Annotated in this window: 29 protein-coding genes; 12 read left to right on the top strand and 17 right to left on the bottom strand. The window is 72.8% G+C overall.

Features of this window, described 5'->3' with window-relative positions:
- Positions 1-65 precede the first annotated feature (65 nt).
- The gene (locus ACLHRZ_RS12145) at positions 66-941 is read left to right on the top strand and encodes an alpha/beta fold hydrolase (RefSeq protein ID WP_490418368.1); all 876 of its coding nucleotides are present in this window, start codon (positions 66-68) and stop codon (positions 939-941) included.
- A 7-nt stretch (positions 942-948) separates the two neighbouring features.
- Here the strand turns inward: ACLHRZ_RS12145 and ACLHRZ_RS12140 are convergent, their stop codons facing one another.
- Positions 949-1,734 carry a VOC family protein gene (locus tag ACLHRZ_RS12140; protein ID WP_490418367.1) on the bottom strand — a complete coding sequence of 262 codons (786 nt, stop codon included), beginning with the start codon at positions 1,732-1,734 and terminating at the stop codon, positions 949-951.
- 240 nt (positions 1,735-1,974) lie between these two features.
- On the opposite strand from ACLHRZ_RS12140, the gene ACLHRZ_RS12135 reads away from it, so the two are divergent.
- A complete protein-coding gene (locus ACLHRZ_RS12135; RefSeq protein WP_171087432.1) occupies positions 1,975-2,127 on the top strand; it encodes a DUF8834 family protein in 153 nt (50 codons plus the stop codon).
- Between the two features lie 78 nt (positions 2,128-2,205).
- Here the strand turns inward: ACLHRZ_RS12135 and ACLHRZ_RS12130 are convergent, their stop codons facing one another.
- From ACLHRZ_RS12130 to ACLHRZ_RS12115, 4 genes are all read right to left on the bottom strand, one after another.
- Positions 2,206-2,814, bottom strand: a complete 609-nt coding sequence (locus tag ACLHRZ_RS12130) for a MarC family protein (protein WP_490418366.1) — start codon at positions 2,812-2,814, stop codon at positions 2,206-2,208.
- A gap of 129 nt (positions 2,815-2,943) precedes the next feature.
- Complete coding sequence (locus ACLHRZ_RS12125; protein WP_490418365.1) at positions 2,944-3,801, bottom strand: PHP domain-containing protein; 858 nt, start codon at positions 3,799-3,801, stop codon at positions 2,944-2,946.
- A gap of 84 nt (positions 3,802-3,885) precedes the next feature.
- Positions 3,886-4,527 (bottom strand): DUF6758 family protein, encoded by a 642-nt coding sequence (locus ACLHRZ_RS12120; RefSeq protein ID WP_490418364.1) that lies wholly within the window; start codon positions 4,525-4,527, stop codon positions 3,886-3,888.
- Between the two features lie 86 nt (positions 4,528-4,613).
- Entirely contained in the window at positions 4,614-5,210 is a 597-nt protein-coding gene (locus ACLHRZ_RS12115; RefSeq protein WP_490418363.1) for a suppressor of fused domain protein, read from the bottom strand.
- A gap of 480 nt (positions 5,211-5,690) precedes the next feature.
- Here ACLHRZ_RS12115 and ACLHRZ_RS12110 point away from each other — a divergent pair, with 480 nt between their 5' ends.
- Entirely contained in the window at positions 5,691-6,809 is a 1,119-nt protein-coding gene (locus tag ACLHRZ_RS12110) for a magnesium and cobalt transport protein CorA (RefSeq protein WP_490418362.1), read from the top strand.
- 2 nt (positions 6,810-6,811) lie between these two features.
- On the opposite strand, the gene ACLHRZ_RS12105 is transcribed toward ACLHRZ_RS12110, so the two are convergent.
- The gene (locus ACLHRZ_RS12105) at positions 6,812-7,762 is read right to left on the bottom strand and encodes a DMT family transporter (protein ID WP_490418361.1); all 951 of its coding nucleotides are present in this window, start codon (positions 7,760-7,762) and stop codon (positions 6,812-6,814) included.
- A 32-nt stretch (positions 7,763-7,794) separates the two neighbouring features.
- On the opposite strand from ACLHRZ_RS12105, the gene ACLHRZ_RS12100 reads away from it, so the two are divergent.
- Positions 7,795-8,313, top strand: coding sequence for a hypothetical protein (locus ACLHRZ_RS12100; protein WP_490418360.1), 519 nt, complete (start codon positions 7,795-7,797; stop codon positions 8,311-8,313).
- Positions 8,314-8,385: 72 nt separating this feature from the next.
- Here the strand turns inward: ACLHRZ_RS12100 and ACLHRZ_RS12095 are convergent, their stop codons facing one another.
- Positions 8,386-9,111, bottom strand: coding sequence for a hypothetical protein (locus ACLHRZ_RS12095; RefSeq protein ID WP_490418359.1), 726 nt, complete (start codon positions 9,109-9,111; stop codon positions 8,386-8,388).
- A gap of 155 nt (positions 9,112-9,266) precedes the next feature.
- Here ACLHRZ_RS12095 and ACLHRZ_RS12090 point away from each other — a divergent pair, with 155 nt between their 5' ends.
- Genes ACLHRZ_RS12090 through ACLHRZ_RS12080 form a run of 3 tightly spaced genes read left to right on the top strand, consistent with a single transcriptional unit; the run spans position 9,267 to position 12,373 of the window.
- Positions 9,267-10,565, top strand: coding sequence for a magnesium transporter MgtE N-terminal domain-containing protein (locus ACLHRZ_RS12090; RefSeq protein ID WP_490418358.1), 1,299 nt, complete (start codon positions 9,267-9,269; stop codon positions 10,563-10,565).
- Complete coding sequence (locus ACLHRZ_RS12085) at positions 10,552-11,169, top strand: DUF1003 domain-containing protein (RefSeq protein WP_490418357.1); 618 nt, start codon at positions 10,552-10,554, stop codon at positions 11,167-11,169. The genes ACLHRZ_RS12090 and ACLHRZ_RS12085 overlap by 14 nt, the downstream gene beginning before the upstream one ends.
- Before the next feature lie 43 nt (positions 11,170-11,212).
- Positions 11,213-12,373 (top strand): Mrp/NBP35 family ATP-binding protein, encoded by a 1,161-nt coding sequence (locus tag ACLHRZ_RS12080; protein WP_490418356.1) that lies wholly within the window; start codon positions 11,213-11,215, stop codon positions 12,371-12,373.
- Between the two features lie 44 nt (positions 12,374-12,417).
- On the opposite strand, the gene ACLHRZ_RS12075 is transcribed toward ACLHRZ_RS12080, so the two are convergent.
- The 5 genes from ACLHRZ_RS12075 to sigE all read right to left on the bottom strand — a co-directional run bounded on the left by ACLHRZ_RS12075 (position 12,418) and on the right by sigE (position 17,118).
- Entirely contained in the window at positions 12,418-13,071 is a 654-nt protein-coding gene (locus ACLHRZ_RS12075; protein WP_490418355.1) for a hypothetical protein, read from the bottom strand.
- A gap of 115 nt (positions 13,072-13,186) precedes the next feature.
- Positions 13,187-13,624 (bottom strand): sec-independent translocase, encoded by a 438-nt coding sequence (locus ACLHRZ_RS12070; protein WP_490418354.1) that lies wholly within the window; start codon positions 13,622-13,624, stop codon positions 13,187-13,189.
- A gap of 128 nt (positions 13,625-13,752) precedes the next feature.
- Positions 13,753-15,360 carry a S1C family serine protease gene (locus tag ACLHRZ_RS12065; RefSeq protein WP_490418468.1) on the bottom strand — a complete coding sequence of 536 codons (1,608 nt, stop codon included), beginning with the start codon at positions 15,358-15,360 and terminating at the stop codon, positions 13,753-13,755.
- A gap of 313 nt (positions 15,361-15,673) precedes the next feature.
- A complete protein-coding gene (locus ACLHRZ_RS12060; RefSeq protein WP_490418353.1) occupies positions 15,674-16,354 on the bottom strand; it encodes a zf-HC2 domain-containing protein in 681 nt (226 codons plus the stop codon).
- Positions 16,351-17,118, bottom strand: a complete 768-nt coding sequence (gene sigE / locus ACLHRZ_RS12055; protein WP_490418352.1) for an RNA polymerase sigma factor SigE — start codon at positions 17,116-17,118, stop codon at positions 16,351-16,353. The genes ACLHRZ_RS12060 and sigE overlap by 4 nt, the downstream gene beginning before the upstream one ends.
- A gap of 179 nt (positions 17,119-17,297) precedes the next feature.
- On the opposite strand from sigE, the gene ACLHRZ_RS12050 reads away from it, so the two are divergent.
- Positions 17,298-17,966 (top strand): O-methyltransferase, encoded by a 669-nt coding sequence (locus ACLHRZ_RS12050; RefSeq protein WP_490418351.1) that lies wholly within the window; start codon positions 17,298-17,300, stop codon positions 17,964-17,966.
- Positions 17,967-18,044: 78 nt separating this feature from the next.
- Here the strand turns inward: ACLHRZ_RS12050 and ACLHRZ_RS12045 are convergent, their stop codons facing one another.
- Positions 18,045-18,212 (bottom strand): DUF3117 domain-containing protein, encoded by a 168-nt coding sequence (locus ACLHRZ_RS12045; protein WP_003985072.1) that lies wholly within the window; start codon positions 18,210-18,212, stop codon positions 18,045-18,047.
- A 302-nt stretch (positions 18,213-18,514) separates the two neighbouring features.
- Here ACLHRZ_RS12045 and chcB point away from each other — a divergent pair, with 302 nt between their 5' ends.
- A complete protein-coding gene (gene chcB / locus ACLHRZ_RS12040; protein WP_490418350.1) occupies positions 18,515-19,315 on the top strand; it encodes a 2-cyclohexenylcarbonyl CoA isomerase in 801 nt (266 codons plus the stop codon).
- Between the two features lie 7 nt (positions 19,316-19,322).
- On the opposite strand, the gene ACLHRZ_RS12035 is transcribed toward chcB, so the two are convergent.
- Complete coding sequence (locus ACLHRZ_RS12035; protein WP_490418349.1) at positions 19,323-19,934, bottom strand: DNA-3-methyladenine glycosylase I; 612 nt, start codon at positions 19,932-19,934, stop codon at positions 19,323-19,325.
- Positions 19,931-20,284, bottom strand: a complete 354-nt coding sequence (locus tag ACLHRZ_RS12030) for a hypothetical protein (protein WP_490418348.1) — start codon at positions 20,282-20,284, stop codon at positions 19,931-19,933. Before ACLHRZ_RS12030 ends, ACLHRZ_RS12035 begins: the two co-directional genes overlap by 4 nt.
- Positions 20,285-20,389: 105 nt before the next feature.
- Here ACLHRZ_RS12030 and folP point away from each other — a divergent pair, with 105 nt between their 5' ends.
- Positions 20,390-21,250, top strand: coding sequence for a dihydropteroate synthase (folP, locus tag ACLHRZ_RS12025; RefSeq protein ID WP_490418347.1), 861 nt, complete (start codon positions 20,390-20,392; stop codon positions 21,248-21,250).
- Between the two features lie 15 nt (positions 21,251-21,265).
- On the opposite strand, the gene ACLHRZ_RS12020 is transcribed toward folP, so the two are convergent.
- Positions 21,266-22,018 (bottom strand): LOG family protein, encoded by a 753-nt coding sequence (locus ACLHRZ_RS12020; protein ID WP_490418346.1) that lies wholly within the window; start codon positions 22,016-22,018, stop codon positions 21,266-21,268.
- 58 nt (positions 22,019-22,076) lie between these two features.
- Entirely contained in the window at positions 22,077-23,156 is a 1,080-nt protein-coding gene (gene dapE / locus ACLHRZ_RS12015) for a succinyl-diaminopimelate desuccinylase (RefSeq protein WP_490418345.1), read from the bottom strand.
- A gap of 100 nt (positions 23,157-23,256) precedes the next feature.
- Here dapE and ACLHRZ_RS12010 point away from each other — a divergent pair, with 100 nt between their 5' ends.
- Positions 23,257-24,153: a VldE C-terminal domain-containing protein gene (locus tag ACLHRZ_RS12010; RefSeq protein ID WP_490418344.1), complete on the top strand. Its 897-nt coding sequence runs from the start codon at positions 23,257-23,259 to the stop codon at positions 24,151-24,153.
- A gap of 291 nt (positions 24,154-24,444) precedes the next feature.
- On the top strand, positions 24,445-24,831 hold the full coding sequence (locus tag ACLHRZ_RS12005) for an ATP-binding protein (RefSeq protein ID WP_490418343.1): 387 nt from the start codon (positions 24,445-24,447) through the stop codon (positions 24,829-24,831).
- The last annotated feature ends 31 nt before the right edge of the window (positions 24,832-24,862 follow it).

The raw sequence follows: 24,862 nt of genomic DNA, 5'->3' as shown, positions 1-24,862 counted from the left end.
GCCCCGAAGGGGCGCGGGGAACCCGCACCCGAACAGCCGGCCAGGCGCGCGCTAACCTCACCCCCATGAGCCGGCCCCCCTTCCTCACCCTCCCCCCGTGCGCCCGCGCGTACCAGCTCACCACCTCCCGTGGGGAGTTCGCCGTCCACGACGCGCGGCCCCGGGCCACGGCGGAGCCCCGCGGCATCGTCCTCCTCCTTCCCGGGTTCACGGGCAGCAAGGAGGACTTCATCGCGCTCCTCGAACCGCTGGCCGCCGCCGGTTACCGCGCCGTCGCCGTCGACGGACGCGGCCAGCACGAGACCGCCGGCCCCCGCGACGAAAGTGCCTACGCCCAGGGCGAGTTGGCCCGTGACGTGCTGGCGCAGGCCGCCGCGCTCGGCGGCGGGACCGGGACGGTGCACCTGCTCGGGCACTCGCTCGGCGGGCTCGTCGCCCGCGCAGCGGTCCTGGCGGAGCCGGCCGCCTTCCGGTCGCTGACCGTCATGAGCAGCGGCCCGGCCGCGATCTCCGAGTCGCAGCAGGCCCGTACGCGCCTGCTCGTCCAGGCACTCGCGGCCATGGACATGGAGAGCGTCTGGCAGGAGATGCAGCGCCAGGACGCGGAGTCGGACAACGTGCCGGACGAGGAGGCACCGGCCGAGCTGGCCGGGTTCCTGCACCGGCGCTGGATGCGCACCGTTCCCGAGCAACTCATGGCCACCGGCCGCCAGTTGACCGGCGAGCCGGACCGTACGGCGGAGCTGGCCCGGGTGCCGCTGCCCAAGCACGTCATCTCCGGGTCGGTGGACTACGCCTGGCCGGTGCCGGTGATGGACGCGATGGCGAAGGAACTGTCGGCGGTGCGCACCGTCGTCCAGGGGGCGGGCCACTCCCCCAACGCCGAGCGCCCGGCGGCCACGGCGGAGGCGCTGGTGCGCTTCTGGGAGTCGCTCGACTGACGTTCTGTCAGCAGTTGCCGTTCTCGGTCACCGTGAACATCCCGCCCTCGGGGTCGCACAGCGTCGCCTCGCGCCCGATGCGCCCGGACCCGGACCCGGGTTCCGAGGCGACGGAGCCGCCGGCCCCGAGGGCCGCCTCGACGGCCTTCTCGACGTCGTCGACGCGGAAGTAGACGTGCCAGCGCGGCCTGACGCGCGGGTCGGGCGCCGCCTCGATGGCGCCGCCGCGCAGGCAGGCGACGGTGTGGCCGGCGGCCCGCACCATGACGGCCTCGTCCTCGTAGCGGACCTCGCAGAGGTCCGGCCGGTTGTCCCAGTCGAAGATCTCGGCGTAGAAGACGGCGGAGGCGAAGGCGTCCCGGGTGCGCAGTTCGAGCCAGGCGGGCGCCACTCCGCTGCCGATGTTCCAGCCGCGCAGGACCTTGCCCTCCCAGAAGCCGAAGACGGCCCCGGCCGGGTCCGCGGCGAGCACGGCGCGGCCCTTGCCGACGGCCAGCGGCCCGACGGCCACGGTGCCGCCGCGCTCGCGCACCCGCGCGGACACGAGGTCGGCGTCGTCGACGGCGAAGTAGCAGGTCCAGGAGACGGCGACCCCCATGCGGCGGGCGACCTCGCCGAACCCGGCGACCGGCTTCCCGTCGGCGAGCGCGATGCAGAAGTCCTCGCCGAGCGAGCCGAGCCGGAAGGTCCAGCCGAGCACGGCGGTGTAGAACCGCTGGGCCGCGGCGAGGTCACCGGTCAGCAGGCTCACCCAGCAGGGCATCCCGGGCCCCGCGCGGTCGGAAGCCGACATGGCCGATCGCCTCGATTCAGTCCGGGGTCGGGACCTCCAGGGTTCCACTCGCCCCCGGCCTGCGCATTCCGGCACGCTCTGGACTTTCATCAGTAATTACTTACGGTAAAAATTTCCTTAGCGTAGGGAATGTTTGAGGTTCCCTGCACGTTGGACCCTTCGAGAGCACGCGCCCCACTGTCGCGGCGCGTGCCACGGACATCAGTTTCTCCACTGGAGGATCAAACGAAGGGAGAAGCCATGCGCTTCGAAATCATGCGACTGGACGACGTCGACGGCACCGCCGTGGACAGCACCGTCGTGGACGCCGCCTCCGTCAAGCGGATCGTGCAGCAGGCCGCTTCGACGGGCCAGCGCATCTACATCCGCCCGGCCGACTCCACGGCCCGGTAACGCGCACGAGCAACTCCCGCACGCGGAAAGCCCCGCACGGCAACGGCCGTGCGGGGCTTTCCGCTGTCCGGACCACCGTCAGTGGTGTCCGGCGATCACCTGGGTGATGCCGTTGATGATCTGCTGCACGGCCAGCGCGGAGAGCATCATGCCCGCGAGCCGGGTGACCAGCACCACACCGCCGTCCTTGATGACCCGGATGATGTGCAGCGAGTTCCGCATCACCAGCCACAGCACCACGTGGATCGCGGCGATCGCGCACCACACCGAGACCTGTCCCGCGAGCGAGTCCACCCGCTGCACGGCGAGGATCACCGAGACGATCGCACCGGGCCCGGCGAGCAGCGGCATGCCCAGCGGGACGAGCGCGACGTTGACGTCCTTCGTCTGCTTCGGCTCCTCCGACTTGCCCGTCAGCAGGTCCAGTGCGACGAGCAGCAGGAGCAGACCGCCCGCGATCATCAGGGCGGGCGTGGTGATGTGCAGGTAGTCGAGGATCTGCTTGCCGCAGATCCCGAAGATGGTGATCACGCCGAAGGCGACCGATGCGGCCTGCCAGGCCATGCGGCGCTGGACCTTGGCGGGGCGGCCCGCGGTGAGGGCGAGGAAGATCGGCGTGATGCCGGGCGGGTCCATGATCACGAACAGGGTGAGGAACAGGGAGCCGAAGACAGCGAAGTCGAACACAGTGAGGCCTTGGGAGGGGAGAGCGAGGGGAAGGAGGGGGAGGAAGACGTGCCGTGCACGGCGGGCACGGGTGGGTGCACGGACGCCGGCGATGCGGTCGCCGGGTCCGTACGAGCGCGCGAGCGCCCGTCAGCGGCCGCCGGCGCCCGGTACGGGGAACGCGCCCGTCGCGCGGCGCGTGATCTCCCCGTAGATCTCCGGGTCGGTCGTGAACTCGCCGAGGCTGCAGGTCTTGCGGCTGCCGTGGTAGTCGCTGGAGCCGGTCGGCAGCAGGCCGAGCTCGGCGGCGAGGCCGCGCAGCCGGGCGCGGGTGGGGGCGTCGTGGTCCATGTGGTCGACCTCGACGCCGTCGAGCCCGGCCGAGGCCAGCTCGGCTATCGCGCTCTCGGAGACGCACTGGCCGCGCTTGAGGGCCAGCGGGTGCGCGAGGACGGTGACCCCGCCCGCGGCCTTGACCAGGCGGATCGCCTCGAAGGGGTCGAGCTCGTGCTTCTCGGCGTACGCGCGGCCGTCGTTGGCGAGCCACTCGGGGGTGAAGGCGTCGGAGACGGTCCCGACGACCCCGAGCTCGACCATGGCGGCGGCCACGTGCGGCCGGCCGACAGCGCCCCCGGCGGCGATCGCGGCGACGCGCTCCCAGGCGACGGGCACGCCGAGCGCGTTGAGCTTGGCCACCATCTCGCGGGCGCGCGGCTCGCGGTCGTCGCGGACGAAGTCCCGGGCGCGGGCGAACTCCGGCTCGGCGGCGTCGAAGAGGTAGGCCAGCATGTGCAGCGGAACGCCGTTCAGCCAGCAGGAGAGCTCGGCGCCGGTGACCAGGGTCAGCCCGGCGGGGAGGGCCGCGATGGCCTCGGCGTGGCCGCCGACCCCGTCGTGGTCGGTCAGCGCGACGACGTCCAGGCCCGCGGCGGCCGCGTTGCGGACCAGCTCGGCGGGGGTGTCCGTACCGTCGGACGCCGTGGAGTGGGTGTGCAGATCGATGCGCACGACACGGACTCCCCGGCACTCGGCAGGACACAGGACCGGTTCAGGATAACTGTCGTACGAACGTGAACGGTGTCGCTCACGTGCTCAGGGCGAGAGGATGCGCGGCGACAGTGCGCCGCAGGGCAGCAGGTCCACCTCGGCGCCCGCGTCCCGCAGGTCGGTCAGCACCAGTTCGTCGTACATCAGCAGGCCCGACCGCTCCGGCCAGACGATCGCCCACAGCCACAGCCCGCGCGCCTCGCCCGCGAACACCGCCCGGTCGCCGGGGGCGCCGTCGACGTGCCAGAGGGGGGTGGGGCGGCCGGCGGCGTGCACCTTGGCGTGGGGCGAGCGGTCCACCCGCAGCAGGGGGCCGGGGTCGGGGCCGTCGACCCCCGCGTAGCGCGCGCCGAGCCCGACGCCGAGCTCCTCCGCCACCAGCAGCAGCTCGCCGGGGCCGCCGAGCGGGCTCGGGCCCGAGCAGGCCACGGCCGTGGCGCGGCCGCCGCTGCGGTCGTCCCCCGCGCTCACGACGCCGGTGAACAGCCACCCGACGGGCAGCGGCCAGGGCATCCAGACCGGGACCCTGGCCCGCCGCACCACAACGGCCAGCGCCTCCACGCTCGGCGGGACGACCGGCTGCAGGGGATGCACCGTGCCGTGCACAGCACACTGCCAGGAGTCGGCGAAGAGACCGGGCGCTCGCACCCGGCCACCGCACTTCGGGCAACTGGGTTCGCCCCTCATAGCCTCCAACGGTCCTACCGGGTTGCCGTCGCGTCAAGGACGATCACCCGTCCGGAGGGCCGCACCGCAGCACCGTGGCCCGATCGTCACTCCAGGGACACACCCGGCCGCAGCGGGTCGCGCAGATCGGTGCCGTGCTTCAGCCACTTCTCCTGCAGTGCGCCGGCGCCGTGGACGCGCTTCCAGGCGGCCTCGTTGGGGGTCATGGGGAGAAGGGGGAGGAAGCGGACGGGGTCCATGGGCTCGTCCAGTTCCAGGTCCGCCACCAGCCCGCCGGGCTCGGCGACGAGGACGGAGGTGAAGGGCGCTCCCGGCCACAGCGGTTCGCCGGTGTCCAGCGAGGCCCCGGGGGCTACGACGACGCCCTCGACCTGGGGGGAGGCGGCGAGCACGGCCAGCGGGCGGAGCACCTTGTCCGTGTCGGCGCGGCCGGTGCGGACGGTGAGGAGCAGCTCGGCGCGGGGGCCGCGGACGGGGTCGGCGAGGGGGGAGGTCGGGTCGGCCATCGGCTGGGCGGACATGCCGAGCGTGGCGTAGCGGACGACGTCGCCCGCGTCGTCGGCGGCGCCGAAGCGGAGGACCTCGATGCGGTCGGCGCCCAGGAAGGTCACCGCGGCGCGGGCGTCCGGCTCGCCGAGCGCCGTGCGCAGCCGGGCCTCGGCCAGTGCGAGAACGTCTGACATGCCGTGAGCATAGAACGCGTATCGAACATGCAAAGCGGGGCAGGGTGCGCCGGACGGCTGCTAGCCTTGACGGGCCTTGACCCGCGGTCAAGTGCGTGACGATCGTCCCTCAGCAGGGACCGGCCGGAGGAGGTGGGGCTGCGGTGGATCCTAGTCGACCGTGCAGTACCGGCAGTTCTCCCGTCTGCCCGCTCCGGACGCACCCGTACTCCGCCTGATCCGAAGCCTTCCGCGGCCGGCCCTGCAGCCGGCAGCAGCACCGGAAGTGCTCCTGCGCCCGCAGCACGTGACGGAAGAGCGCCTTCCCCGCTTTGTTCCGTGTTCACCGCGTTCTCCGGGACGTTTCCCGCGAACTGCCGTCAGCTCTGCGCATCGTACGAAGCGCCATCCGATTCACGGACGTGTCGCACGTCTGCGATTCAGGCAGCGTTTCCGCGTCTGTCCGCCGCACCTGACGGCCGGCCCGTGAAGGAGCCTGCCTTGTCGATGATCCGTGACCTGCGCGCCGCCGTCCGTCCCGCCCTGCGGCGCGGCCATGCCGCCCCCGGATCCCCGTACACGTACTCCGCCACCTGCGACCCGGCCGCCAGCAGCGCCGTCGTGGACTGCGCCGTCTACCGCGACGGCCGGCGGCTGAGCGAACACATCGGCCCCGCCGAGGCGATGCGCCGGGTGCGGGCCGAGGGCGGCTTCGTCTGGATCGGGCTGCACGAGCCCACGGAGCAGGAGTTCGCCGGCATCGCCCAGGAGTTCGGCCTGCACCCGCTGGCCGTGGAGGACGCGGTCCACGCCCACCAGCGGCCCAAGCTGGAGCGCTACGACGACACGCTGTTCACCGTCTTCAAGACCATCCACTACGTCGAGCACGCCGAACTCACCGCCACCAGCGAGGTGGTGGAGACCGGCGAGGTGATGTGCTTCACCGGGTCCGACTTCATCATCACCGTGCGGCACGGCGGCCACGGCTCGCTGCGGGCGCTGCGCCACCGGCTGCAGGACGAGCCGGAGCTGCTCGCCAAGGGCCCCTCGGCCGTGTTGCACGCGATCGCCGACCAGGTGGTCGACGGCTACATAGCCGTCGCCGACGCCGTGCAGGACGACATCGACGAGGTCGAGATCGACGTCTTCTCCGTCACCGGCAAGGGCACGTCGCGCGGCGGCGACGCGGGTCGCATCTACCAGCTCAAGCGTGAAGTGCTGGAGTTCAAGCGGGCGGTGACCCCGCTGATGCGTCCGATGCAGCTGCTGAGCGAGCGCCCGATGCGGCTGATCGACCCGGACATCCAGAAGTACTTCCGGGACGTCGCCGACCACTTGGCGCGCGTGCACGAGCAAGTGGTCTCTTTTGACGACCTGCTCAACTCCATCCTGCAGGCCAACCTCGCGCAGGCGTCCGTCGCGCAGAACGAGGACATGCGCAAGATCACGTCCTGGGCGGCGATCTGCGCCGTGCCGACGATGATCGCGGGCGTGTACGGCATGAACTTCGACCACATGCCGGAGCTGCACTGGAAGTACGGCTACCCGCTCGTCATGCTCGTCACGGTCTCCATCTGCGTCACGATCCACCGCGGCTTCAAGCGCAACGGCTGGCTGTAGGACTACGCCTGCTGCTTGCCGCGGCGATCGCCCATGATGACGAGGACGAGGCCCGCAAGGATCACCACGAGCGCCGGGTAGGCGGCCGTCTGCGGCGTCTGGCCGAGCCACAGGGCGGCGATGAGCGCAGCGCCCGGCGTCTCCAGCAGGATGGCCGTCGAAGTGACCGACGGGCCGAGGCTTTTGACCACCCTGTTGATGAGCGAGTGACCGAGCAGTTGCGCGGTGACGGTCAGCGCCGCCAGCTTCAGCCAGGTCTCCCCGCTGTAGCCGCCGAGCGAACTGCCGCTCACCAGACAGGTGACGAGCAGCAGTACGGCCGTGGTCGCGTAACAGACGTACGTGTACGGGACCGTGCCCACCGTCCGGCGCACCTCCGCGCCCAGCAGGACGTACCCGGCGGCCGCCATGCCGGCCGCGAGCGCGAGCGCGTCACCGGCCAGGGCGCGGGTCGAGAGCGACAGGTCGACGCCCGTCAGGATCACGACCCCGAGGAACGCGACCGCCGTGCCGGCCCAGACGAGCGCGGGCGGGCGGTGGCCGCGCAGCCGCAGCACGAGCATCGTCCAGATCGGGGTGGTGGTGCACAGCGCCGTCGAGGAGGCGACGGACGTCATGTGCAGGCTCGGCAGCCACATCCCGAAGTGCAGCGCGAGCAGCACGCCGGCCCCCACGGTCAGCAGGACCTCCCGCCGGCCGATGCCGCGCAGCTCGGCGCGGTGGCGTACGAGCGCGAACGGGGTCAGCACCCCGACCGCCATGGCGTTGCGCCAGAAGGCGACGGCGAGGGCGGGGGCCGCGGTGGCGGCGATGAGCGGCGCGGAGAAGGAGACGGACGCGATGGCCGTCGCGAGCAGCAGCCCCTCGATGCGCAGGGCGGCAGGGGGGAGGGCCCCCGCGGGGGCCGTGGGGACGGTGCGTATCGCATTGCGTCGGGCAGGGGCAGCACTCACCCCACCAGCCTAGATCCCCCTAAGGTGGGTGCATGACCGAGACGGAGACGCTGTCGCGTGCGCTGATCGAAGAGGCCGCCAGGAAGTCGGGCCTGATCTGGCTGCAGGGCCCCGCCGGGCCGAGCCGTGCGCTGTGGCACGTGTGGCACGAGGGTGCCGTGTGCCTGGTCGGCGGCGGCGCCGGCGAACAGCCGCTGGACGGGCTCGGTCTGGAGGACGGCGGCACCGCCACGGTGACGGTGCGCAGCAAGGACAAGGGCGGCCGGCTCGTCACGTTCACCGCGCACGTCACCGAGCTCCCTGCTCGGGGCGAGGCGTGGGGGGCCGCGGTGGCGGAGCTGAAGGGGAAGCGGCTGAACGCGCTGGATGCCGGGGGCATCGAGGAGCGGTGGGCGACCCGGTGCCGGGTGCTCCGCTTGGAGCCTCGCGGCGGTGCGGCGGATCCGTTGCCGGACGGCTCCTTGGCGGCCGTTCCCGTGGCCTCGCCGGCCACGACGCGGCGCGCGATGCCGGCGGCGCTGCCGCGTCTGCTGCGCAGGCGGAAGCGGTAGCGGGTGCCGCGCCCCGTCAGGGGCGCGGGGAACTGCGCGAGCAACCACGACGGACCCGCAGCCGAAAACGCATCAGTCCCCGGAGGGGATCCGCTTCCCGTAGTCCACCGTGTCCCCCTTCGCCGGAGGCGAAAGGGCGAAGTCCTTGCCCCAGTCGGCCAGCTCCAGCTGCCCCGCACCACCCGCCCGCTGCACGCGCAGCGGATACGGCTCGCCGGCGAGGGACACGTCCAGCGTCCCGCCGCCCCCCTTGCTGCCGCCGTTCACCCGGATCGTCGGCACACCGCCCACCTTGCCGTGCTCGCCGCGGCTCGGGGTGCCGTGCAGGCCGAGCAGGCCGTCCAGCAGGGCGTCCTTCTCGGTGAAGCCGCGCAGTTGCGGGTACGACGGGTCCGCGGCCGGCACCTTGACGTACTTGCCCTCCAGCTTGGCCGAGGCCGAGGCGGCGCCCTTGGACCAGAACGCGGCGGGCGCCTTCAGGTAGAGGTCGTCCCCGGTGCGCAGCAGCTCGAAGGCGCCGGCCCCGGTGTCGGACGAGGAGACGCGGCCCGTGCCGCCGTTCTTCTTCAGCCGCATGTCGATGCGGTACGTGCGGCCCTCGCTGACGACGTTGCCGGACAGGTGCACCGCGCCCGCGGACCGCGCCGCGGACCGCGTCTTCTGCTGGATGGCGGCGGCGTCCAGCTTGCCCACGCCGTTGGTCCCCGCATCGGGGTCCTCCGTGCCGCCGCAGGCCGTGAGCGCCGTGGAGAGCACGACGCACAGCGCTGCCGCGAGGGCCGCGTTCCGGGTTCGCACGTCTGCTCTGCCTCCTGTGACCGGCGGGAGTACGGCAGCCGCAGCGTACCCGGGCCGGACCGGAGCGGAAGCCCCGAGTCCGTACGGCCGCTTCCCCACGGCGGGGAGAAGCCGGTCACGTTAGCCTGAACCGGACACGAGAGGAGGTGCGCGGCATGGCAGCAGGCGCCCCCCGGGTGTTCGTCTCGCACCTCTCGGGCGTGGCCGTCTTCGACCCGAACGGGGACCAGGTCGGCCGGGTGCGCGACCTCGTGGCGATGCTGCGCGTGGGCGGCCGGCCGCCGCGCGTCCTCGGACTGGTCGTGGAGGTCGTCAGCCGGCGGCGGATCTTCCTGCCCATGACCCGGGTGACCGGGGTGGAGTCCGGCCAGGTCATCACGACCGGGGTGATCAACATGCGGCGCTTCGAGCAGCGCCCGACCGAGACCCTCGTGCTCGGCGAACTGCTGGACCGGCGGGTCCGTCTGGTGGACGGGGACGAGGAGGTCACGGTGCTGGACGTGTCGATCACCCAGCTGCCGGCCCGCCGCGACTGGGAGATCGACAAGGTCTTCGTCCGCCGCGGCAAGAGCGGTGCGCTGCGCCGCAAGGGCGAGACGCTGACCGTCGAGTGGTCGGCCGTCACCGGCTTCTCCCTCGAGGAGCACGGGCAGGGCGCCGAGAACCTGCTGGCCACCTTCGAACGGCTGCGCCCCGCCGACCTCGCCAACGTCCTGCACCACCTCTCCCCCAAGCGCCGCGCCGAGGTGGCCGCGGCCCTCGACGACGACCGGCTGGCGGACGTCCTGGAGGAGCTGCCGGAGGACGACCAGATCGAGATCCTGGGCAAGCTCCAGGAGGAGCGCGCCGCCGACGTCCTGGAGGCGATGGACCCCGACGACGCGGCCGACCTGCTGTCCGAACTGCCCGAGGACGACAAGGAGCGGCTGCTGACGCTGATGCAGCCGGGCGACGCGGCGGACGTGCGGCGCCTGCTGGCCTACGAGGAGCGGACGGCGGGCGGCCTGATGACGACCGAGCCGATCGTGCTGCGCCCGGACGCGACCGTGGCCGACGCCCTGGCGAGGGTCCGCAACCCCGACCTCTCCCCCGCGCTCGCCGCGCAGGTCTACGTCTGCCGGCCGCCGGACGAGACGCCGACGGGCAAGTACTTGGGCACCGTGCACTTCCAACGGCTGCTGCGGGACCCGCCGTTCACGCTCGTCGGCTCGATCACCGACACCGATCTGCGGCCTCTGGCGCCGGACACCCCGCTGCCCGCCGTCACCAGCTACCTGGCCACGTACAACATGGTCGCCGCGCCCGTCGTGGACGAGAGCGGCTCGCTGCTGGGTGCGGTCACCGTCGACGACGTCCTGGACCACCTGCTGCCCGAGGACTGGCGGGAGACGGAGCTGCACCACGGGGCACTGGGCATGAGCGACATCCGGGAGGCCGCCCATGGCAAGCCGTGACCGCGGCCGCGACGCCGTGCCGACCGGCACGGGGCTCCGCCCCGACCGGTCCGCCGAGCGGGTGAAGGCGGAGTCGGCGGCCGTCCACCCGCACGCCCATCCGCATCCGCGCGTCCGGCTGGACGTGCCGCGGGTGAAGCGGCGCGGCTGGCTGCCGCAGTACGACCCGGAGGCCTTCGGGCGGCTCTCGGAGCGGATCGCCCGGTTCCTGGGCACCGGGCGCTTCATCGTCTGGATGACGGTCGTCATCGCCCTCTGGCTGGTGTGGAACACCACGGTCCCGCACCATCTGCGGTTCGACCCCTACCCGTTCATCTTCCTGACGCTCGTGCTGTCCCTGCAGGCCTCGTACGCGGCGCCGCTGATCCTGCTCGCGCAGAACCGTCAGGACGACCGGGCCAGGATCGACCTGGAGCAGGACCGCAAGCAGAACGAGCGTTCCATCGCCGACACCGAGTACCTGACCCGGGAGATCGCGGGGCTGCGCATGGGCCTCGGCGAGGTGGCGACGCGGGACTGGATCCGTTCGGAGTTCCAGGACCTGGTCAGGGAGCTGGAACAGCGGCGTGTATTCCCCCGGGAGAGTGAGGAAGCCGACCGCTGAAGTCCTTTCCCCGGGCCCCGTACCGGGCCGTACCATCAGACCTATGGCTACCGAAACGAACGGCACCGCCGCCCCGGGTGAGGACGCGATCCGCGCCGCGCTCGCGACGGTGAACGACCCCGAGATCCAGCGACCCATCACCGAGCTGGGGATGGTCAAATCGGTGGAGATCGCGGCGGACGGTGCGGTCGCGGTGGCGGTCTACCTGACGGTGGCCGGCTGCCCCATGCGGGACAAGATCACCTCGCTGGTGCAGGAGGCGGTCGGCGGCGTCGCGGGCGTCACGGGCGTCACCGTCGAGCTGGACGTGATGAGCGACGAGCAGCGCCGCGAGCTCGCCACCTCGCTGCGCGGCGGACAGGCCGAGCGCGAGGTCCCGTTCGCCAAGCCCGGCTCGCTGACCCGGGTGTACGCGGTGGCCTCCGGCAAGGGCGGCGTCGGCAAGTCCTCGGTGACGGTCAACCTGGCGGCGGCCATGGCCGCGGACGGGCTGAAGGTCGGCGTCGTGGACGCGGACATCTACGGCCACTCCGTGCCCCGCATGCTGGGCGCCGACGGCCGGCCCACCCAGGTCGAGAACATGATCATGCCGCCGTCGGCGAACGGCGTGAAGGTCATCTCGATCGGCATGTTCACCCCGGGCAACGCCCCCGTCGTCTGGCGCGGCCCGATGCTGCACCGGGCGCTGCAGCAGTTCCTCGCGGACGTCTACTGGGGCGACCTGGACGTGCTGCTGCTGGACCTGCCTCCGGGCACCGGCGACATCGCCATCTCCGTCGCCCAGCTGGTGCCCAACGCCGAGATCCTCGTCGTGACGACGCCTCAGCAGGCCGCGGCCGAGGTGGCCGAGCGGGCCGGTTCGATCGCCGTGCAGACGCACCAGAAGATCGTCGGCGTCGTGGAGAACATGTCCGGGCTGCCGTGCCCGCACTGCGACGAGATGGTCGACGTGTTCGGCACGGGCGGCGGCCAACTGGTCGCCGACGGGCTGACCCGCACCACGGGCGCCAACGTGCCGGTCCTGGGCTCCATCCCGATCGACGTCCGGCTGCGCGAGGGCGGCGACGAGGGCAAGCCCGTCGTGCTGACCGACCCGGAGTCGCCCGCGGGCAGTGCGCTGCGGGCCATCGCGGGCAAGCTGGGCGGGCGCCAGCGCGGGCTGTCCGGCATGTCGCTGGGCATCACGCCGCGCAACAAGTTCTGACAGCACTGACAGCGGTAAGGGGCGGCCTCCATGGAGGCCGCCCCTTACCGTTCCGCGTACGCCGTGATGTCCTTGATCACCGAGAAGCCCATGCCGTACGCGCTCATCCCCCGGCCGTACGCACCCAGATGGACGCCGCCCTCCTCGGGCGAGCCGGCCAGCACCCAGCCGTACTCGGACTCCCGGTAGCGGAACTCCGTCGGCACCCCGTCCACGGGGAGCGACAGCGTCGTCCAGGGGGCCTCGTCCAGGTGGTCGGCCAGCTCCCAGGCGAGGGCCGTCTGCTGGTCGAGCCAGTCCTGGCGCAGGGAACGCTCCATCTGCGCGGGCCAGGTGCACGACAGCAGGCCCGAGCCCGCCAGCCAGGCGGCCGAGGAGACCGAGGTGGCCTCCAGCACGCCCGTGCCGTCGGCGCTGCGCCGCACCGGGCGGCCCGCGACGGTCACCACGACGGCGAAGCGGCGGCCGGGGTTGGCCCGCTCGGTACGCACCGAGGGCTCCTCGCCGTGGCCCGTGGAACCGTGCTCCACCGTGCCGTCGGCGGCGGCGCCGACCTGCATCAGCCAGCGCCGGCCCGTATGGGCCTCGTCCAGTCCGTACCAGGGGAAGGACGCCAGCAGATAACCGTCGACCGAGCGCCGAGTGCCGTCCTCGGCCGGCCCGGTCCCCTGTGCCACTGCCCGACTCGTCGTCTCCATCTGCGCGGCGCCTCCTCGTAGCCCCGTCGACCGGGACGTCTGCCCACTGCGGGCGGCTGCTCCCAAACAAAGGGAGGATAGCCACCTGCGTCAATGGGGCCCCGGATGCGCGGGCTCAGGTGGCGTCGGCGTCGAAGGGGGGACGTTCGCCCGGCTGGAGGCGCTCCTGCGGCTTGTGGAGGTCGGGCTTCTTCGTCAGGTCCGGGCCGGTCGCGGCGGCGGGGGCGTCCGTGCGGCCGTGCACCGCGTCGGTGAGCTCGCCCATCTCGGACTTGAAGTCGAAGCCGTTGCGGATCTCCTTCAGCCCCAGCTCCTCGTTGTCCATCACGTGCTTGCGGACGAACGTCTTGGGGTGCAGGTCCTGGAACTCGAAGTCCTTGAACTCCGGGCCGAGCTCGGAGCGGATGTCCTGCTTGGCGTTGTCGGAGAACTCCCGGATCTTGCGCAGTGTGCGCGACACATCCTGGATCATCTTCGGCAGCTTGTCCGGGCCGAAGATGAGCACCGCAAGGACGACGAGCGAGACCAGCTCGAGGGGTCCTATGTCGAGCACGTTGCAGCTCCTTGATGCGTCGGTGGCCGAGGATGCAGGCCGTCTATCACGGTACCTGGCCGGAAGAGGTGGGTGGGAGACGCCTCGGCCAACAACAGGCCAAAGGCCGGGGCGGCGGGGCCGCCGGGTCAGCCGGCGCCGGCCGACCCCAGGGTCAGTGCGGCCGTCCGCTCCCGGCCGTCGCGCACGACGGTGAGCCGGAGGCGGTCGCCGGGGCGGTGGCTGCGGACCTTGATGATCAGCTCCTGTCCGTTGTGCACCCGGACCCCGTCCACCGCCCCGATCACGTCGCCGGGCCGGATGCCCGCCCTGTCGCCGGGGCCGCCGGGGGTGACGGGCGGCCCGTCGGCGCCCTGGGTGTTCACCCGGGCGCCGTCACCCGTGTAGGCCATGTCGAGGGTCACCCCGATGACCGGATGGGTGGCGCGGCCGGTGTTGATGAGCTGCTCGGCCACGCGCCTGGCCTGGTTGACGGGGATGGCGAAGCCGAGGCCTATGCTGCCGCCCTGGGTGCCGCCGCTCTGCCCGGGCTCGCCGGAGGTGCCGCCCGCGGAGCGGATGGCGCTGTTGATGCCGACGACCCGGCCGGCGGAGTCCATCAGGGGACCGCCCGAGTTGCCGGGGTTGATCGCGGCGTCGGTCTGCAGGGCGTCGACGTAGCTGATGTCGGTGCCCTCCTGCTTCCCGCCCGCGGTGATCGGACGCTCCTTGGCGCTGATGATCCCCGTGGTGACGGTGCCCGGGAGGTCGAAGGGGGCGCCGATGGCGACGACGGAGTCGCCGACGCGGACGGAGTCCGAGTTGCCCAGCGGCAGCGGGGTGAGGCCGGACACACCGGCAACCTTGAGGACGGCCAGGTCGTAGCCGCTGTCGCGGCCGACGACGGTCGCCCTGGCGGTCTCGCCGCCGTTGAACGTCACCGTGATGGAACCGGACTGCCCCGCGGGCTGCACCACGTGGTTGTTGGTGAGGATGTGGCCCTGCCTGTCGAGGACGCACCCCGTGCCGGTGCCGCTCTCGCCGCTGCCGCTCACGTGGATGGTGACCACACCCGGCAGGGCCCGGGCGGCGATCCAGGACACGCTGCCGGGCGCCCGGTCGACGGCCCGGTCCCCGGCGGCCGCCTGCGGCAGGTTCAGGGTGCGCCCGAACCCGTCCCGCTGCAGCCAGGCCCCGACCCCGCCGCCGACCGCACCCGCGACGAGCGCCACGAGCACGGCCCCGCCGACGATCCGCCGCCGCCGCGCCGAGGGCCCGGCGGCGGGCGACGGCTCGGCCACGACGGCCCAGGGGTCGTACCGCCACGGCCCGGACATCCCGAACTCGGGCGAGCCGTAGGGGTCGGGGGCGTGCAGCGGGGTGACTGACGGGGCGTCAGCGAGGGGGGCGGTGCCGCCCGCCGGCTGCGGCGGGGCAGCGGGGTACGCGGCCTCCCGGCCGACCGGGCCGGGCACCGGGTCCGTGGCCGGCCGGTCCGGGGCCATGGACTCGGGGTGCGCGTCGGCCGGATGCGCTGCGCCCTGCCCCGGAGCCGTGCCCGGCTGCGCCGGAATACCGGGAGCGGGGTCCGCGGCCGGCTGGGCCGGGGGCACAGGCCCGGGCTGCGCGTCGGCCGGACGAGCCGCAACCGGCCCGTCCGACACGGCAGTCGGCCGCGCCGGCGCACCGGAAGCCGGGTGTGCACCCGTCGGCCCCGCAGGCGAATCCCCGGGAGTCGCGGCCGGCTGGGCCGGGATCGCGGGTCCGGGCTGCGCCGACTCCCGGACCGCAGCCGGTCGGGAGGGAGTCGGCTCGTCCGGGACGGAACCCGGCTGCGCCGGCTCCCCGTTCGCGGTGCTCCCGGCGGTGACACCCGGCTGGGACGGGATCGTCGGCCGGGGGTACGCGGCCTCGAAGGCGCCGGCACCGCCAGTCGTCGTGCGCGGCGCAGCCGATTCCGCCTGGTCCATCCTGTTTTCCCCCACCGTCCCGCCCTCAGGGCCCGCCGTCGGGGAGATTCTTCCAGGTCCCGGCGGGCCCGTGGACCGGGCCCGGGGGCGATGGCGGGAATCAGTGCGCGGCGTGCACCGGGAGCGAGGCGCGTGCCAGTGGCGGGAGGACCGGGGCGCCGGACGGGCGCAGCAGGGCCGCGCTGAAGGCGGGCTGCGGTGCCGCGTACGGGTCGTTGTCCGCGAAGCGGCCCGGCGTCATGTTCAGCGAGGTCGTCGCGACCCCGGGGTCGCCCGCGCGGGCCCGCACCGGGTCGGTCGGGGTCTGCAGCGGCTGGGCGCCGACCAGCGCCAGGGCCGCCAGCGACACCGCCCCGGCCGCCGCGAACGCGAAGCGCCGGCCACGGGTACCGCTGCCGCGCTCGACCTCGTGGATCCGGAAGCCGCTGTCACGGGGCTGCGGGGCGACGGCCGGGAGGAGGGTGAACGACGACCCGGCGAGCGCGCCGAAGCCGGCGGCTTTTCCCTGGCCGCCGGCACCCTGGTCGGAGTCACCGCCCTCACTGCCCGGCAGGCCCTGCAGCCGGGCGAGCAGCCCTGCGGAGAGGGGCGGGGGCGCCGCCTCCGCGAAGACGCTCTTGAGCCGGCGCTGCGCGTCGGCTTCCGCTTTGCAGTTACGGCAGGTCGCGAGGTGCGCGAGCACCCGCTCCCGGGACTCGTGCCCCAACTCCCCGTCGACCAGTGCCGCGAGACGGTCGCCGAGGTGGTGCTCGGCGGGGGACTGACCGCCTGAACCGGTCACGCGATCCCGACCTCCCCACTCAGCTGGACTCCGGGGGCCACTCCTGCCGGCTCGCGCCGCTCGGCCCGGGCGGCGGGCGACCGGTGCTGAAGCGCCTTGCGCAGGTGGGAGCGGCCGCGGTGGATACGGCTGCGCACGGTGCCGAGCTTCACGCCGAGCGTCGCGGCGATCTCCTCGTACGACAGGCCCTCGATGTCGCAGAGCACGACCGCCGCCCGGAACTCCGGGGCGAGGGTGTCCAGCGCCTGCTGGACGTCCGCGTCGAAGTGCGTGTCGTTGAAGTGCTGCTGGGGCGACGGCTCCCGGCTGGGGAGCCGCTCCGCCGCGTCCTCGCCGAGCGCGTCGAAGCGGATGCGCTGCCTGCGGCGCACCATGTCGAGGAAGAGGTTGGTGGTGATGCGGTGCAGCCACCCCTCGAACGTGCCCGGCGTGTACGTCGACAGCGAACGGAAGACGCGGACGAAGACCTCCTGCGTGAGGTCCTCGGCATCGTGCTGGTTGCCCGTGAGGCGATAGGCGAGGCGGTAGACCCGTGCGCTGTGCGTGCTGACGATCTCCTCCCAGCTGGGAGGAGTCCACGCCTGCACATCCGCATCGGCGGTGAACGTCGCGGTGGCTGCGGTGGGGGAATTGTCAGCGGTGTAGGTCACGGATTTCGGCTCGGCGGCGGACCTGCGGAAGCGCCTCAGCACTCCCCTACGGTCTCCGCCTGCAGCCGCACCTCCCCTGTCGGCTCTGGTGGTGTCCAGTGGAGCCCCTACCATATCCACCTCGCCCGTTAGCTCCGGATAAGCATTTTTGACCCGCTTTTTGGCCTTGACCTGGAGTGATCCCCTCGTCACCGGACCGCGCCGGTCTGCGCCGGGATCCGGCCACCGCCTTCCACCTCTCCCAACGCCCGGTCCCATCTGCGGGTTCCCGTGGGCAGCGGATACAGTCACGGGTGCGTCGACCACGGGGACAGGAGAGGGCCATTACCGGCAACCGGCAGACGAGCTGGGCGTTCGCCGATGCGTTCGTAGCCGAGGACGAGGCAACGCGCTGGGCCCGGGACCGGGCCCGGGAGGCGGGCCTCCGCTCGGTGTCGTCCGGCACCGGGGCTGCGCTGCGCCTGCTCGCCGGAGCGGCGGACGCCAAGGCCGTCGCCGAGATCGGCACCGGCACCGGGGTGTCCGGCATCCATCTGCTGCACGGCATGCGGCCGGACGGCGTGCTGACCACCGTGGACAGCGACCCGGAGTGCCAGCAGTTCGCCCGTCAGGCGTTCCGCGCGGCCGGCTTCGCCGGCAACCGGGCGCGGTTCATCCCCGGCCGCGCCCTGGAGGTGCTGCCGCGGCTGGCCGACGGCGGGTACGACCTGGTCTTCTGCGACGGCGACCGGATGGAGTCCCTGGACTACCTAGCCGAATCGTTGCGCCTGCTGCGCCCCGGCGGACTCGTCTGCTTCGAGGGCGTCTTCACGGAGGGCCGCACGGTCGACTCGACCGTGGCGCCTCCGGCGGAGGTCCAGCGGGTACGGGAACTGCTGCGGGCGGTACGGGAGTCGACGGTGCTGATGCCGTCGCTCCTCCCGGTGGGGGACGGTCTGCTGTGCGCCGTCCGGCGCGGGTAGCCCTGCGGGGCACCCGGAAAACACCACTGCCCCGCGCGCCGGAGGCGGCAGGGCAGTGGGCGGATTGTGGGCCGTGCGTCAGACGGTGACCTTCTCCAGGGCCTCGCCGAGAGCCTTGGCCTCGTCAGGGGTCAGCTCGACGACGAGACGACCGCCGCCTTCGAGCGGAACCCGCATGACGATGCCCCGCCCCTCCTTGGTCACCTCGAGCGGGCCATCGCCCGTCCGCGGCTTCATGGCCGCCATGCTCGTTCCCCTTCCTGAAACCAGCTCGTCGCAGCCGACAACCCAGGTGTCACCGGCATCGAACACATTGCTTCCAGGCCATTATCCCGCATCGCGCGACCCAATGACCAACATCGGTCCGCATCCCTTCGACAACTCCCTCCCGCAAAACCACTCAATTCGGGGATCGGACCGTCGTCCCGCACCCGGTCCGGGGCCGTACCCGGAGCCGATTCTTTGACGCAGGTCACATATCCGTTGCGGATGATCTCCGGCATGCTGAGCCCCGCAGACGCAGCAGCCGAGAGGGAGGGATCCGGAACATGGCCGACGCCGTGCTCTACGAGGTGGCCGACGGGCTCGCGACGATCACACTGAATCGCCCCGACGCCATGAACGCGCTCAACACCGAGACCAAGTGCGCCCTTCGGGACAGCCTGCGGCAGGCCGCGGCGGACCCCGCCGTACGGGCCGTGCTGCTGACCGCCACCGGACGGGCGTTCTGCGTGGGCCAGGACCTCAAGGAGCACATCGGCGCGCTGGCCGCCGACCGCGAGCACGGTACGTCGGCGGCCATGTCGACCGTCGCGGAGCACTACAACCCGATCGTCTCGGCCATCGTGCAGATGCCGAAGCCGGTCGTGGCGGGGGTCAACGGCGTTGCCGCCGGCGCGGGTGCGGGCTTCGCGTTCGCGGCCGACTACCGGGTGGTCGCGGACACCGCCTCCTTCACCACGTCCTTCGCCGGGGTGGCCCTCACCGCCGACTCCGGCGTCTCCTGGACGCTGCCCCGCCTGATCGGCCACAGCCGCGCCTCGGACCTGCTGCTCTTCCCGCGCACGGTGAGCGCGGACGAGGCCCGCGAACTGGGCATCGCGAACCGGGTCGTCCCGGCGACCGAACTGGCCGCGGAGGCGGTCGCCGTTGCACGGCGGCTGGCCGAGGGGCCGACCGTCGCCTACGCGGCGATCAAGGAGTCGCTCGCGTACGGAGCAGGGCGCCCGCTCGGCGAGGCGCTGGCCAAGGAGGACGAACTCCAGACGCGGGCGGCCGCGGCGGAGGACCACCGCATCGCGGTGGAGGCGTTCGTGAAGAAGGAGAAGCCCCGCTTCCTGGGGCGCTGAGCCCTGGTCAGGGGCGCGGGGAGCCCGGGTGCGCGGCGCGCGCCACGCACCCCGCCAAGTGGTCGTTCACCAGCCCGCACGCCTGCATGAGGGCGTACGCCGTCGTCGGGCCCACGAAGCGGAAGCCGCGCTTCTTGAGGTCCTTGGCCAGGGCTGTCGACTCCGGTGTCACCGCCGGGACGTCCGCACTCGTGCGCGGGGCGGCCCGGCGGCCCGGCGGTGCGTACGACCACACCAGGGCGTCCAGCTCCCCCTCCGCCAGCTGCGCGGCGACCCTCGCGTTGGAGACCGCCGCCGCGATCTTCGCGCGGTTGCGGATGATGCCGGGGTCGGCGAGCAGCCTCGCCTCGTCCTCCTCCGTGAAGGCCGCCACCTTCGCGACGGAGAACCCCGCGAAGGCCGCGCGGAAGCCCTCCCGGCGGCGCAGGATCGTCAGCCACGACAGCCCGGACTGGAAGGCCTCCAGACATATCCGCTCGAACAGGGCGTCGTCGCCGTGGACCGGGCGGCCCCACTCCGTGTCGTGGTACACGCGGTAGTCCGCCATGGACTCCGCCTCCAGGCCCCACGGGCAGCGCCGGGCCCCGTCCGGCCCGACGACCGTTCCGGAACCGCTCATGACCGGCCCTCCTCCTCGCCGGACGGGGCCCGGCGCTCGCGCTCGATGGCCGCGGCCTGGGCGCCCGCCAGCGCCGCCTCCAGCTCGGCGATGCGGGCGTCCCGCTCGGCGAGCTCGGCGCCGAGCCGGTCGAACGCATCGTCGGTCTCGGTCATGCGGTAGCCCCGCAGGGCCACCGGCAGGCGCAGCGCCTCGACGTCCGCCCTGGCCAGCGGCCGCTGCGCGGGGAACGGCCGGAAGGCCGCGTCCGGCGCGGCCTCGGGCAGCGCTCCGCCTCCGCCTCCCCCGGCGACGGCGAGGGTGACCGCGGCGACCACCACGACGAGCGCGATGAGCAGAAACCAGAACACGAACGTCTCCCGTAGTCCTCCGTCAGCCGAACCGTCCACCCCGATCGTGCCATGCCCGACCGACAGCTAAGGTCGCTGCCGGACCACGGAGAGGGAGTTGGAAAGATGCTGCGGCTGGGACGACGCGAGTTCGGCGCTCACGAACCGGTGATCATGGCGATCGTCAACCGGACCCCGGACTCCTTCTACGACCAGGGCGCCACCTTCCGCGACGAGCCCGCGCTGGCCCGCGTCGAGCAGGCCGTCGCGGAGGGCGCGGCCATCGTGGACATCGGCGGGGTCAAGGCCGGGCCCGGCGAGGAGGTCACCGCCGAGGAGGAGGCGCGCCGCACGGTCGGCTTCGTGGCGGAGGTCCGCCGGCGCCACCCCGACGTGGTCATCAGCGTGGACACCTGGCGGCACGACGTGGGCGAGGCGGTCTGCGAGGCGGGCGCCGATCTGCTCAACGACGCGTGGGGCGGCGTCGACCCGAAGCTGGCCGAGGTCGCTGCCCGGTACGGGGCGGGCCTGGTGTGCACGCACGCGGGCGGCGTCGAGCCGCGCACCCGGCCGCACCGCACCGTCTACGACGACGTCATGGCGGACATCCTCGAGGTCACCCTCGGCCTGGCCGAGCGGGCCGCCGCGCTCGGGGTCCGGCGCGACGGCATCCTCATCGACCCCGGGCACGACTTCGGGAAGAACACCCGGCACTCGCTGGAGGCGACGCGCCGGCTCGGCGAGATGACGGAGACGGGGTGGCCGGTGCTGGTCTCCCTCTCCAACAAGGACTTCGTCGGCGAGACGCTCGACAAGCCGGTCAAGGAGCGGCTGCTGGGGACTCTCGCCACCACGGCCGTATCGGCGTGGCTGGGGGCGCAGGTGTACCGGGTGCACGAGGTGGCCGAGACGAAGCAGGTGCTGGACATGGTGGCCACCATCGCCGGCCACCGGGCACCTGCGGTGGCCCGGCGGGGGCTCGCCTGACGGGGGCGGGGCCCCTCAGACCGTGCCCGCCTCCTTCGTCACCAACTCGATCGTTTCGTCCACGTCGTCCGTCATGTGGAACAGCTGCAGGTCTGCCTCGCCCGCCTTGCCCTGGGCGACGAGGGTGTCCCGCATCCAGTCGAACAGGCCCCGCCAGTACGCGGTGCCGAACAGGACGATCGGGAAGCGCGTCACCTTCTTGGTCTGGACGAGGGTGAGCGCCTCGAAGAGCTCGTCCAGCGTGCCCAGTCCGCCGGGCAGGACGACGAAGCCGCTCGCGTACTTCACGAACATCGTCTTCCGGACGAAGAAGTAGCGGAAGTCGACGCCCAGGTTCACGTACGGGTTGATGCCCTGCTCGAAGGGCAGCTCGATGCCCAGGCCCACGGAGACGCCGCCCGCCTCCATGGCGCCCTTGTTCGCCGCCTCCATGGCGCCGGGGCCGCCGCCCGTGATGACCGCGAAGCCGGCCTCGACCAGGCCGCGGCCGATGGCCTCGCCGGCCCGGTACTCCGCGGTGCCGCGCCGGGTGCGGGCGGAGCCGAAGACGCTGATGGCGGGGGGCAGTTCGGCGAGGGCGCCGAAGCCCTCGACGAACTCGGACTGGATGCGCAGCACCCGGAAGGGATCCTCGTGCACCCAGTCCGCGGTCCCGCGGGTGTCCAGCAGATGCTGGTCGGTGGTGCCCGCCTGCATCTGGCCGTGGCGTCTGACGACGGGCCCCCGGCGCTGTTCCCGCTGTGCGCGCGTCCCTTCGGGGTTGACCATGCGTACGCTCCCTCCGCTGCGGATCGTTGCTGTTCAGCGTAGGCCCACCCGCGGTGTTTCAGGAGGCGAGCCAGCGGCGCAGCCGCTCCTCGCAGTGGTGGATCCTGTCGACGGCCACGTGCTCGTCGCGCTTGTGCGCGTACAACGCGTCACCCGGCCCGTAGTTGACGGCGGGCACGCCCAGCGCGCTGAAGCGGGAGACGTCGGTCCAGCCGAACTTGGGCTGTGCGGTGCCGCCCACGGCCTCCATGAAGGCCACGGCGGCCGGGTGGGAGAGCCCGGGCAGGGCACCCGGCGAGTGGTCGTCGACGACGAACTCCGTGATGCCGCAGTCCGCGAAGACCTCGCGGACGTGGGCGAGGGCTTCCTCCGGGGAGCGGTCGGGGGCGTAGCGGAAGTTCACCGTCACGGTGCAGGCGTCGGGGATGACGTTGCCCGCGACCCCGCCCTCGATGCGGACGGCGTTGAGGCCCTCGCGGTACTCCAGCCCGTCGATGACGGGCCGTCGGGGCTCGTACGCGGCCAGCCGGGCGAGGATCGGGGCGGCGGCGTGGATCGCGTTGGAGCCCATCCAGCTGCGGGCGGAGTGGGCGCGCTCGCCGGCGGTCCGCAGCAGCACCCGCAGGGTGCCCTGGCAGCCGCCCTCGACCTGGGCGTCGGAGGGCTCCAGCAGCACGGCGAAGTCGGCGGTCAGCCACTCCGGATGGGCGTCGGCGAGGTGGCCGAGGCCGTTGAGGTGGGCGGCGACCTCCTCGTTGTCGTAGAAGACGAACGTGAGGTCGCGGTTGGGCCCGGGGACGGTCGCGGCGATGCGCAGCTGCACGGCGACGCCGGACTTCATGTCGCTGGTGCCGCAGCCCCAGAGCACGCCGTTCTCGTCGAGGCGGGAGGGCACGTTGTCCGCAATGGGCACGGTGTCGATGTGCCCGGCGAGGACGACGCGTTCGGCGCGGCCCAGCTCGGTGCGGGCCACGACGTTGTTGCCGTAGCGGTGGACCGTCAGGTGCGGCAGGGCGCGCAGTGCCGTCTCGATGGCATCGGCCAGTTCTTTCTCCGTACCGCTCTCCGAACGGATGTCGACCAGCCGGGCGGTGAGGGCGGCTGCGTCGAGGGACAGGTCGAGTGCCATGGGGTCCATGACCTGGAGCCTAACCGGCGGTACGGCCGGGCGGGAACGGTACGGCCCGCCGCGGAGGGCAGGGACGGATGTTGCCACGTCTCTCAAGTAACGTGGGCGCATGCCCCGGATCTCCACCGCCCGTCGCGGCCGATTGCTGCGGACAGTCGCCGCCTGTGCCGTGTTGCTGGCACTGATCGGTTACGGCATCGCCCAGCTGGTCACGGGCGGCCCGGGGGCCCCGCGCTGCACCGCGAGCGCCGAGGGACAGTCGTACGCCCTCTCGCCCGAGCAGGCGGTGAACGCGGCGACGATCTCGGCCGTGGGCACCTCGCGCGGGCTGCCCGAGCGGGCCGTGACCATCGCGCTGGCCACGGCGATGCAGGAGTCGGGGCTGCGCAACATCCATCACGGGGACCGCGATTCGCTGGGCCTGTTCCAGCAGCGGCCGACGCAGGGCTGGGGCACCGCGTCGCAGATCACCGACCCGGTCTACGCGACGGGGAAGTTCTACGACCACCTGGTGCAGGTGCCGGGCTACTCGCGGCTGCCGCTGACGGTGGCCGCGCAGAAGGTGCAGCGCAGCGGCTTCCCGCAGGCGTACGCCAAGCACGAGCCGGACGCCTCGCTGCTGGCGTCGGCGCTCACGGGCCGGCAGTCGGCCTCGTTCAGCTGCACGCCCAGCCCCGGGGACGGCAAGTCGGGCGACGCGTCGGCGGTGAGCGCCAAGCTGGAGCGCGAGTTCGGCCCGTCGGTGCAGCCGGCGATGTCGAGCGGCAGGGGCACGGTGACGGTGCCCGTGCAGCCGTCGCCGCAGGCGCCGGAGGAGGGGACGCAGCGGCGCGGCTGGGCGCTGGCGTCCTGGGCGGTGGCCCACGCGGCCGAACTGCGCATCGCGCGCGTGTCGTTCGACGGCCGGGTGTGGACCGCCGAGAACGCGGCGGACGGCTGGCAGAAGTCGAAGGACAAGAAGGACGCCGACCCCTCTCCGACGGTGCACATCAGCACCGTTCAGTAGTGCGACGGGCCACTCCCCGGGCGTACGCCCCGCGTACCGGAATTGCCGCGCGGCATGCTGCCCGCACACATTCCCGAAGAAGCCCCAACCGCCTTGCGATGAACGGCTTGTAGGGCTTTTACGCACCCACTCGGCCGGTCCGGTTTGGCGGGATTCCGGTAGAGCCGATAATGCGATGCATTGCCAACTCTTTACATCGGCCCACCGCAACCTTCGAGGGACTCACGCGGTAGTCACTGCGTCCGCTCGCCGGACAGCAATCGACCTCTTCACTCCGTCACAAGGAGAAACATGTCCCTCCCCCTCACGCGTCGGATCGCCCAGGTCGCCCTGTTTGTCGCAGCGGGCGCCGGTACCGTCCTCGGTGCCTCCGGTGCCGCGAACGCTGCGGACCTGGCGCAGACCCCCGACCTGGCCAGCGGGCTGAGCGCGGCGGACACCTCGCACGCGGTCACCACCGTTTCCGGGGCCACCCAGAAGGCCGGAGGCACGGCGACCGAGGTCGGCAACAAGGCCGTCGGCACGACCAAGAACGTCGTCCAGCACACCGGCCAGGAGACCGCCCCGAAGCTCCAGTCCGCCGCGGGCCAGGTCCTGGGCTCCGCCAGCGGTGCCGTCGGCCAGACCGCGGGTCACCTGCCCGCCACCGGGGGGCAGAGCCTGCCGATCGGCGGCTGACGCCGTCCCGCCAGGCGGAACGCGCAGGGGC

This window comes from Streptomyces sp. AM25 (assembly GCF_058146165.1).
Note: the sequence above shows the minus strand (reverse complement) of the source record. Positions and strands in the feature narration are given on the sequence as shown.

What these genes read in the sequence shown, in the direction of transcription:
- ACLHRZ_RS12085 (WP_490418357.1), top strand. Translation starts at nt 10,552, where the DNA reads ATGGCAAGCCGTGACCGCGGCCGCGACGCCGTGCCGACCGGCACGGGG.
- ACLHRZ_RS12115 (WP_490418363.1), bottom strand. Translation starts at nt 5,210, where the DNA reads ATGTCAGACGTTCTCGCACTGGCCGAGGCCCGGCTGCGCACGGCGCTC.
- ACLHRZ_RS12145 (WP_490418368.1), top strand. Translation starts at nt 66, where the DNA reads ATGAGCCGGCCCCCCTTCCTCACCCTCCCCCCGTGCGCCCGCGCGTAC.
- ACLHRZ_RS12020 (WP_490418346.1), bottom strand. Translation starts at nt 22,018, where the DNA reads ATGGTCAACCCCGAAGGGACGCGCGCACAGCGGGAACAGCGCCGGGGG.
- ACLHRZ_RS12005 (WP_490418343.1), top strand. Translation starts at nt 24,445, where the DNA reads ATGTCCCTCCCCCTCACGCGTCGGATCGCCCAGGTCGCCCTGTTTGTC.
- ACLHRZ_RS12045 (WP_003985072.1), bottom strand. Translation starts at nt 18,212, where the DNA reads ATGGCGGCCATGAAGCCGCGGACGGGCGATGGCCCGCTCGAGGTGACC.
- folP (WP_490418347.1), top strand. Translation starts at nt 20,390, where the DNA reads ATGCTGCGGCTGGGACGACGCGAGTTCGGCGCTCACGAACCGGTGATC.
- dapE (WP_490418345.1), bottom strand. Translation starts at nt 23,156, where the DNA reads ATGGACCCCATGGCACTCGACCTGTCCCTCGACGCAGCCGCCCTCACC.
- ACLHRZ_RS12100 (WP_490418360.1), top strand. Translation starts at nt 7,795, where the DNA reads ATGACCGAGACGGAGACGCTGTCGCGTGCGCTGATCGAAGAGGCCGCC.
- ACLHRZ_RS12090 (WP_490418358.1), top strand. Translation starts at nt 9,267, where the DNA reads ATGGCAGCAGGCGCCCCCCGGGTGTTCGTCTCGCACCTCTCGGGCGTG.
- ACLHRZ_RS12080 (WP_490418356.1), top strand. Translation starts at nt 11,213, where the DNA reads ATGGCTACCGAAACGAACGGCACCGCCGCCCCGGGTGAGGACGCGATC.
- sigE (WP_490418352.1), bottom strand. Translation starts at nt 17,118, where the DNA reads ATGGTAGGGGCTCCACTGGACACCACCAGAGCCGACAGGGGAGGTGCG.
- ACLHRZ_RS12010 (WP_490418344.1), top strand. Translation starts at nt 23,257, where the DNA reads ATGCCCCGGATCTCCACCGCCCGTCGCGGCCGATTGCTGCGGACAGTC.
- ACLHRZ_RS12135 (WP_171087432.1), top strand. Translation starts at nt 1,975, where the DNA reads ATGCGCTTCGAAATCATGCGACTGGACGACGTCGACGGCACCGCCGTG.
- ACLHRZ_RS12075 (WP_490418355.1), bottom strand. Translation starts at nt 13,071, where the DNA reads ATGGAGACGACGAGTCGGGCAGTGGCACAGGGGACCGGGCCGGCCGAG.
- ACLHRZ_RS12035 (WP_490418349.1), bottom strand. Translation starts at nt 19,934, where the DNA reads ATGAGCGGTTCCGGAACGGTCGTCGGGCCGGACGGGGCCCGGCGCTGC.
- ACLHRZ_RS12120 (WP_490418364.1), bottom strand. Translation starts at nt 4,527, where the DNA reads ATGAGGGGCGAACCCAGTTGCCCGAAGTGCGGTGGCCGGGTGCGAGCG.
- chcB (WP_490418350.1), top strand. Translation starts at nt 18,515, where the DNA reads ATGGCCGACGCCGTGCTCTACGAGGTGGCCGACGGGCTCGCGACGATC.
- ACLHRZ_RS12140 (WP_490418367.1), bottom strand. Translation starts at nt 1,734, where the DNA reads ATGTCGGCTTCCGACCGCGCGGGGCCCGGGATGCCCTGCTGGGTGAGC.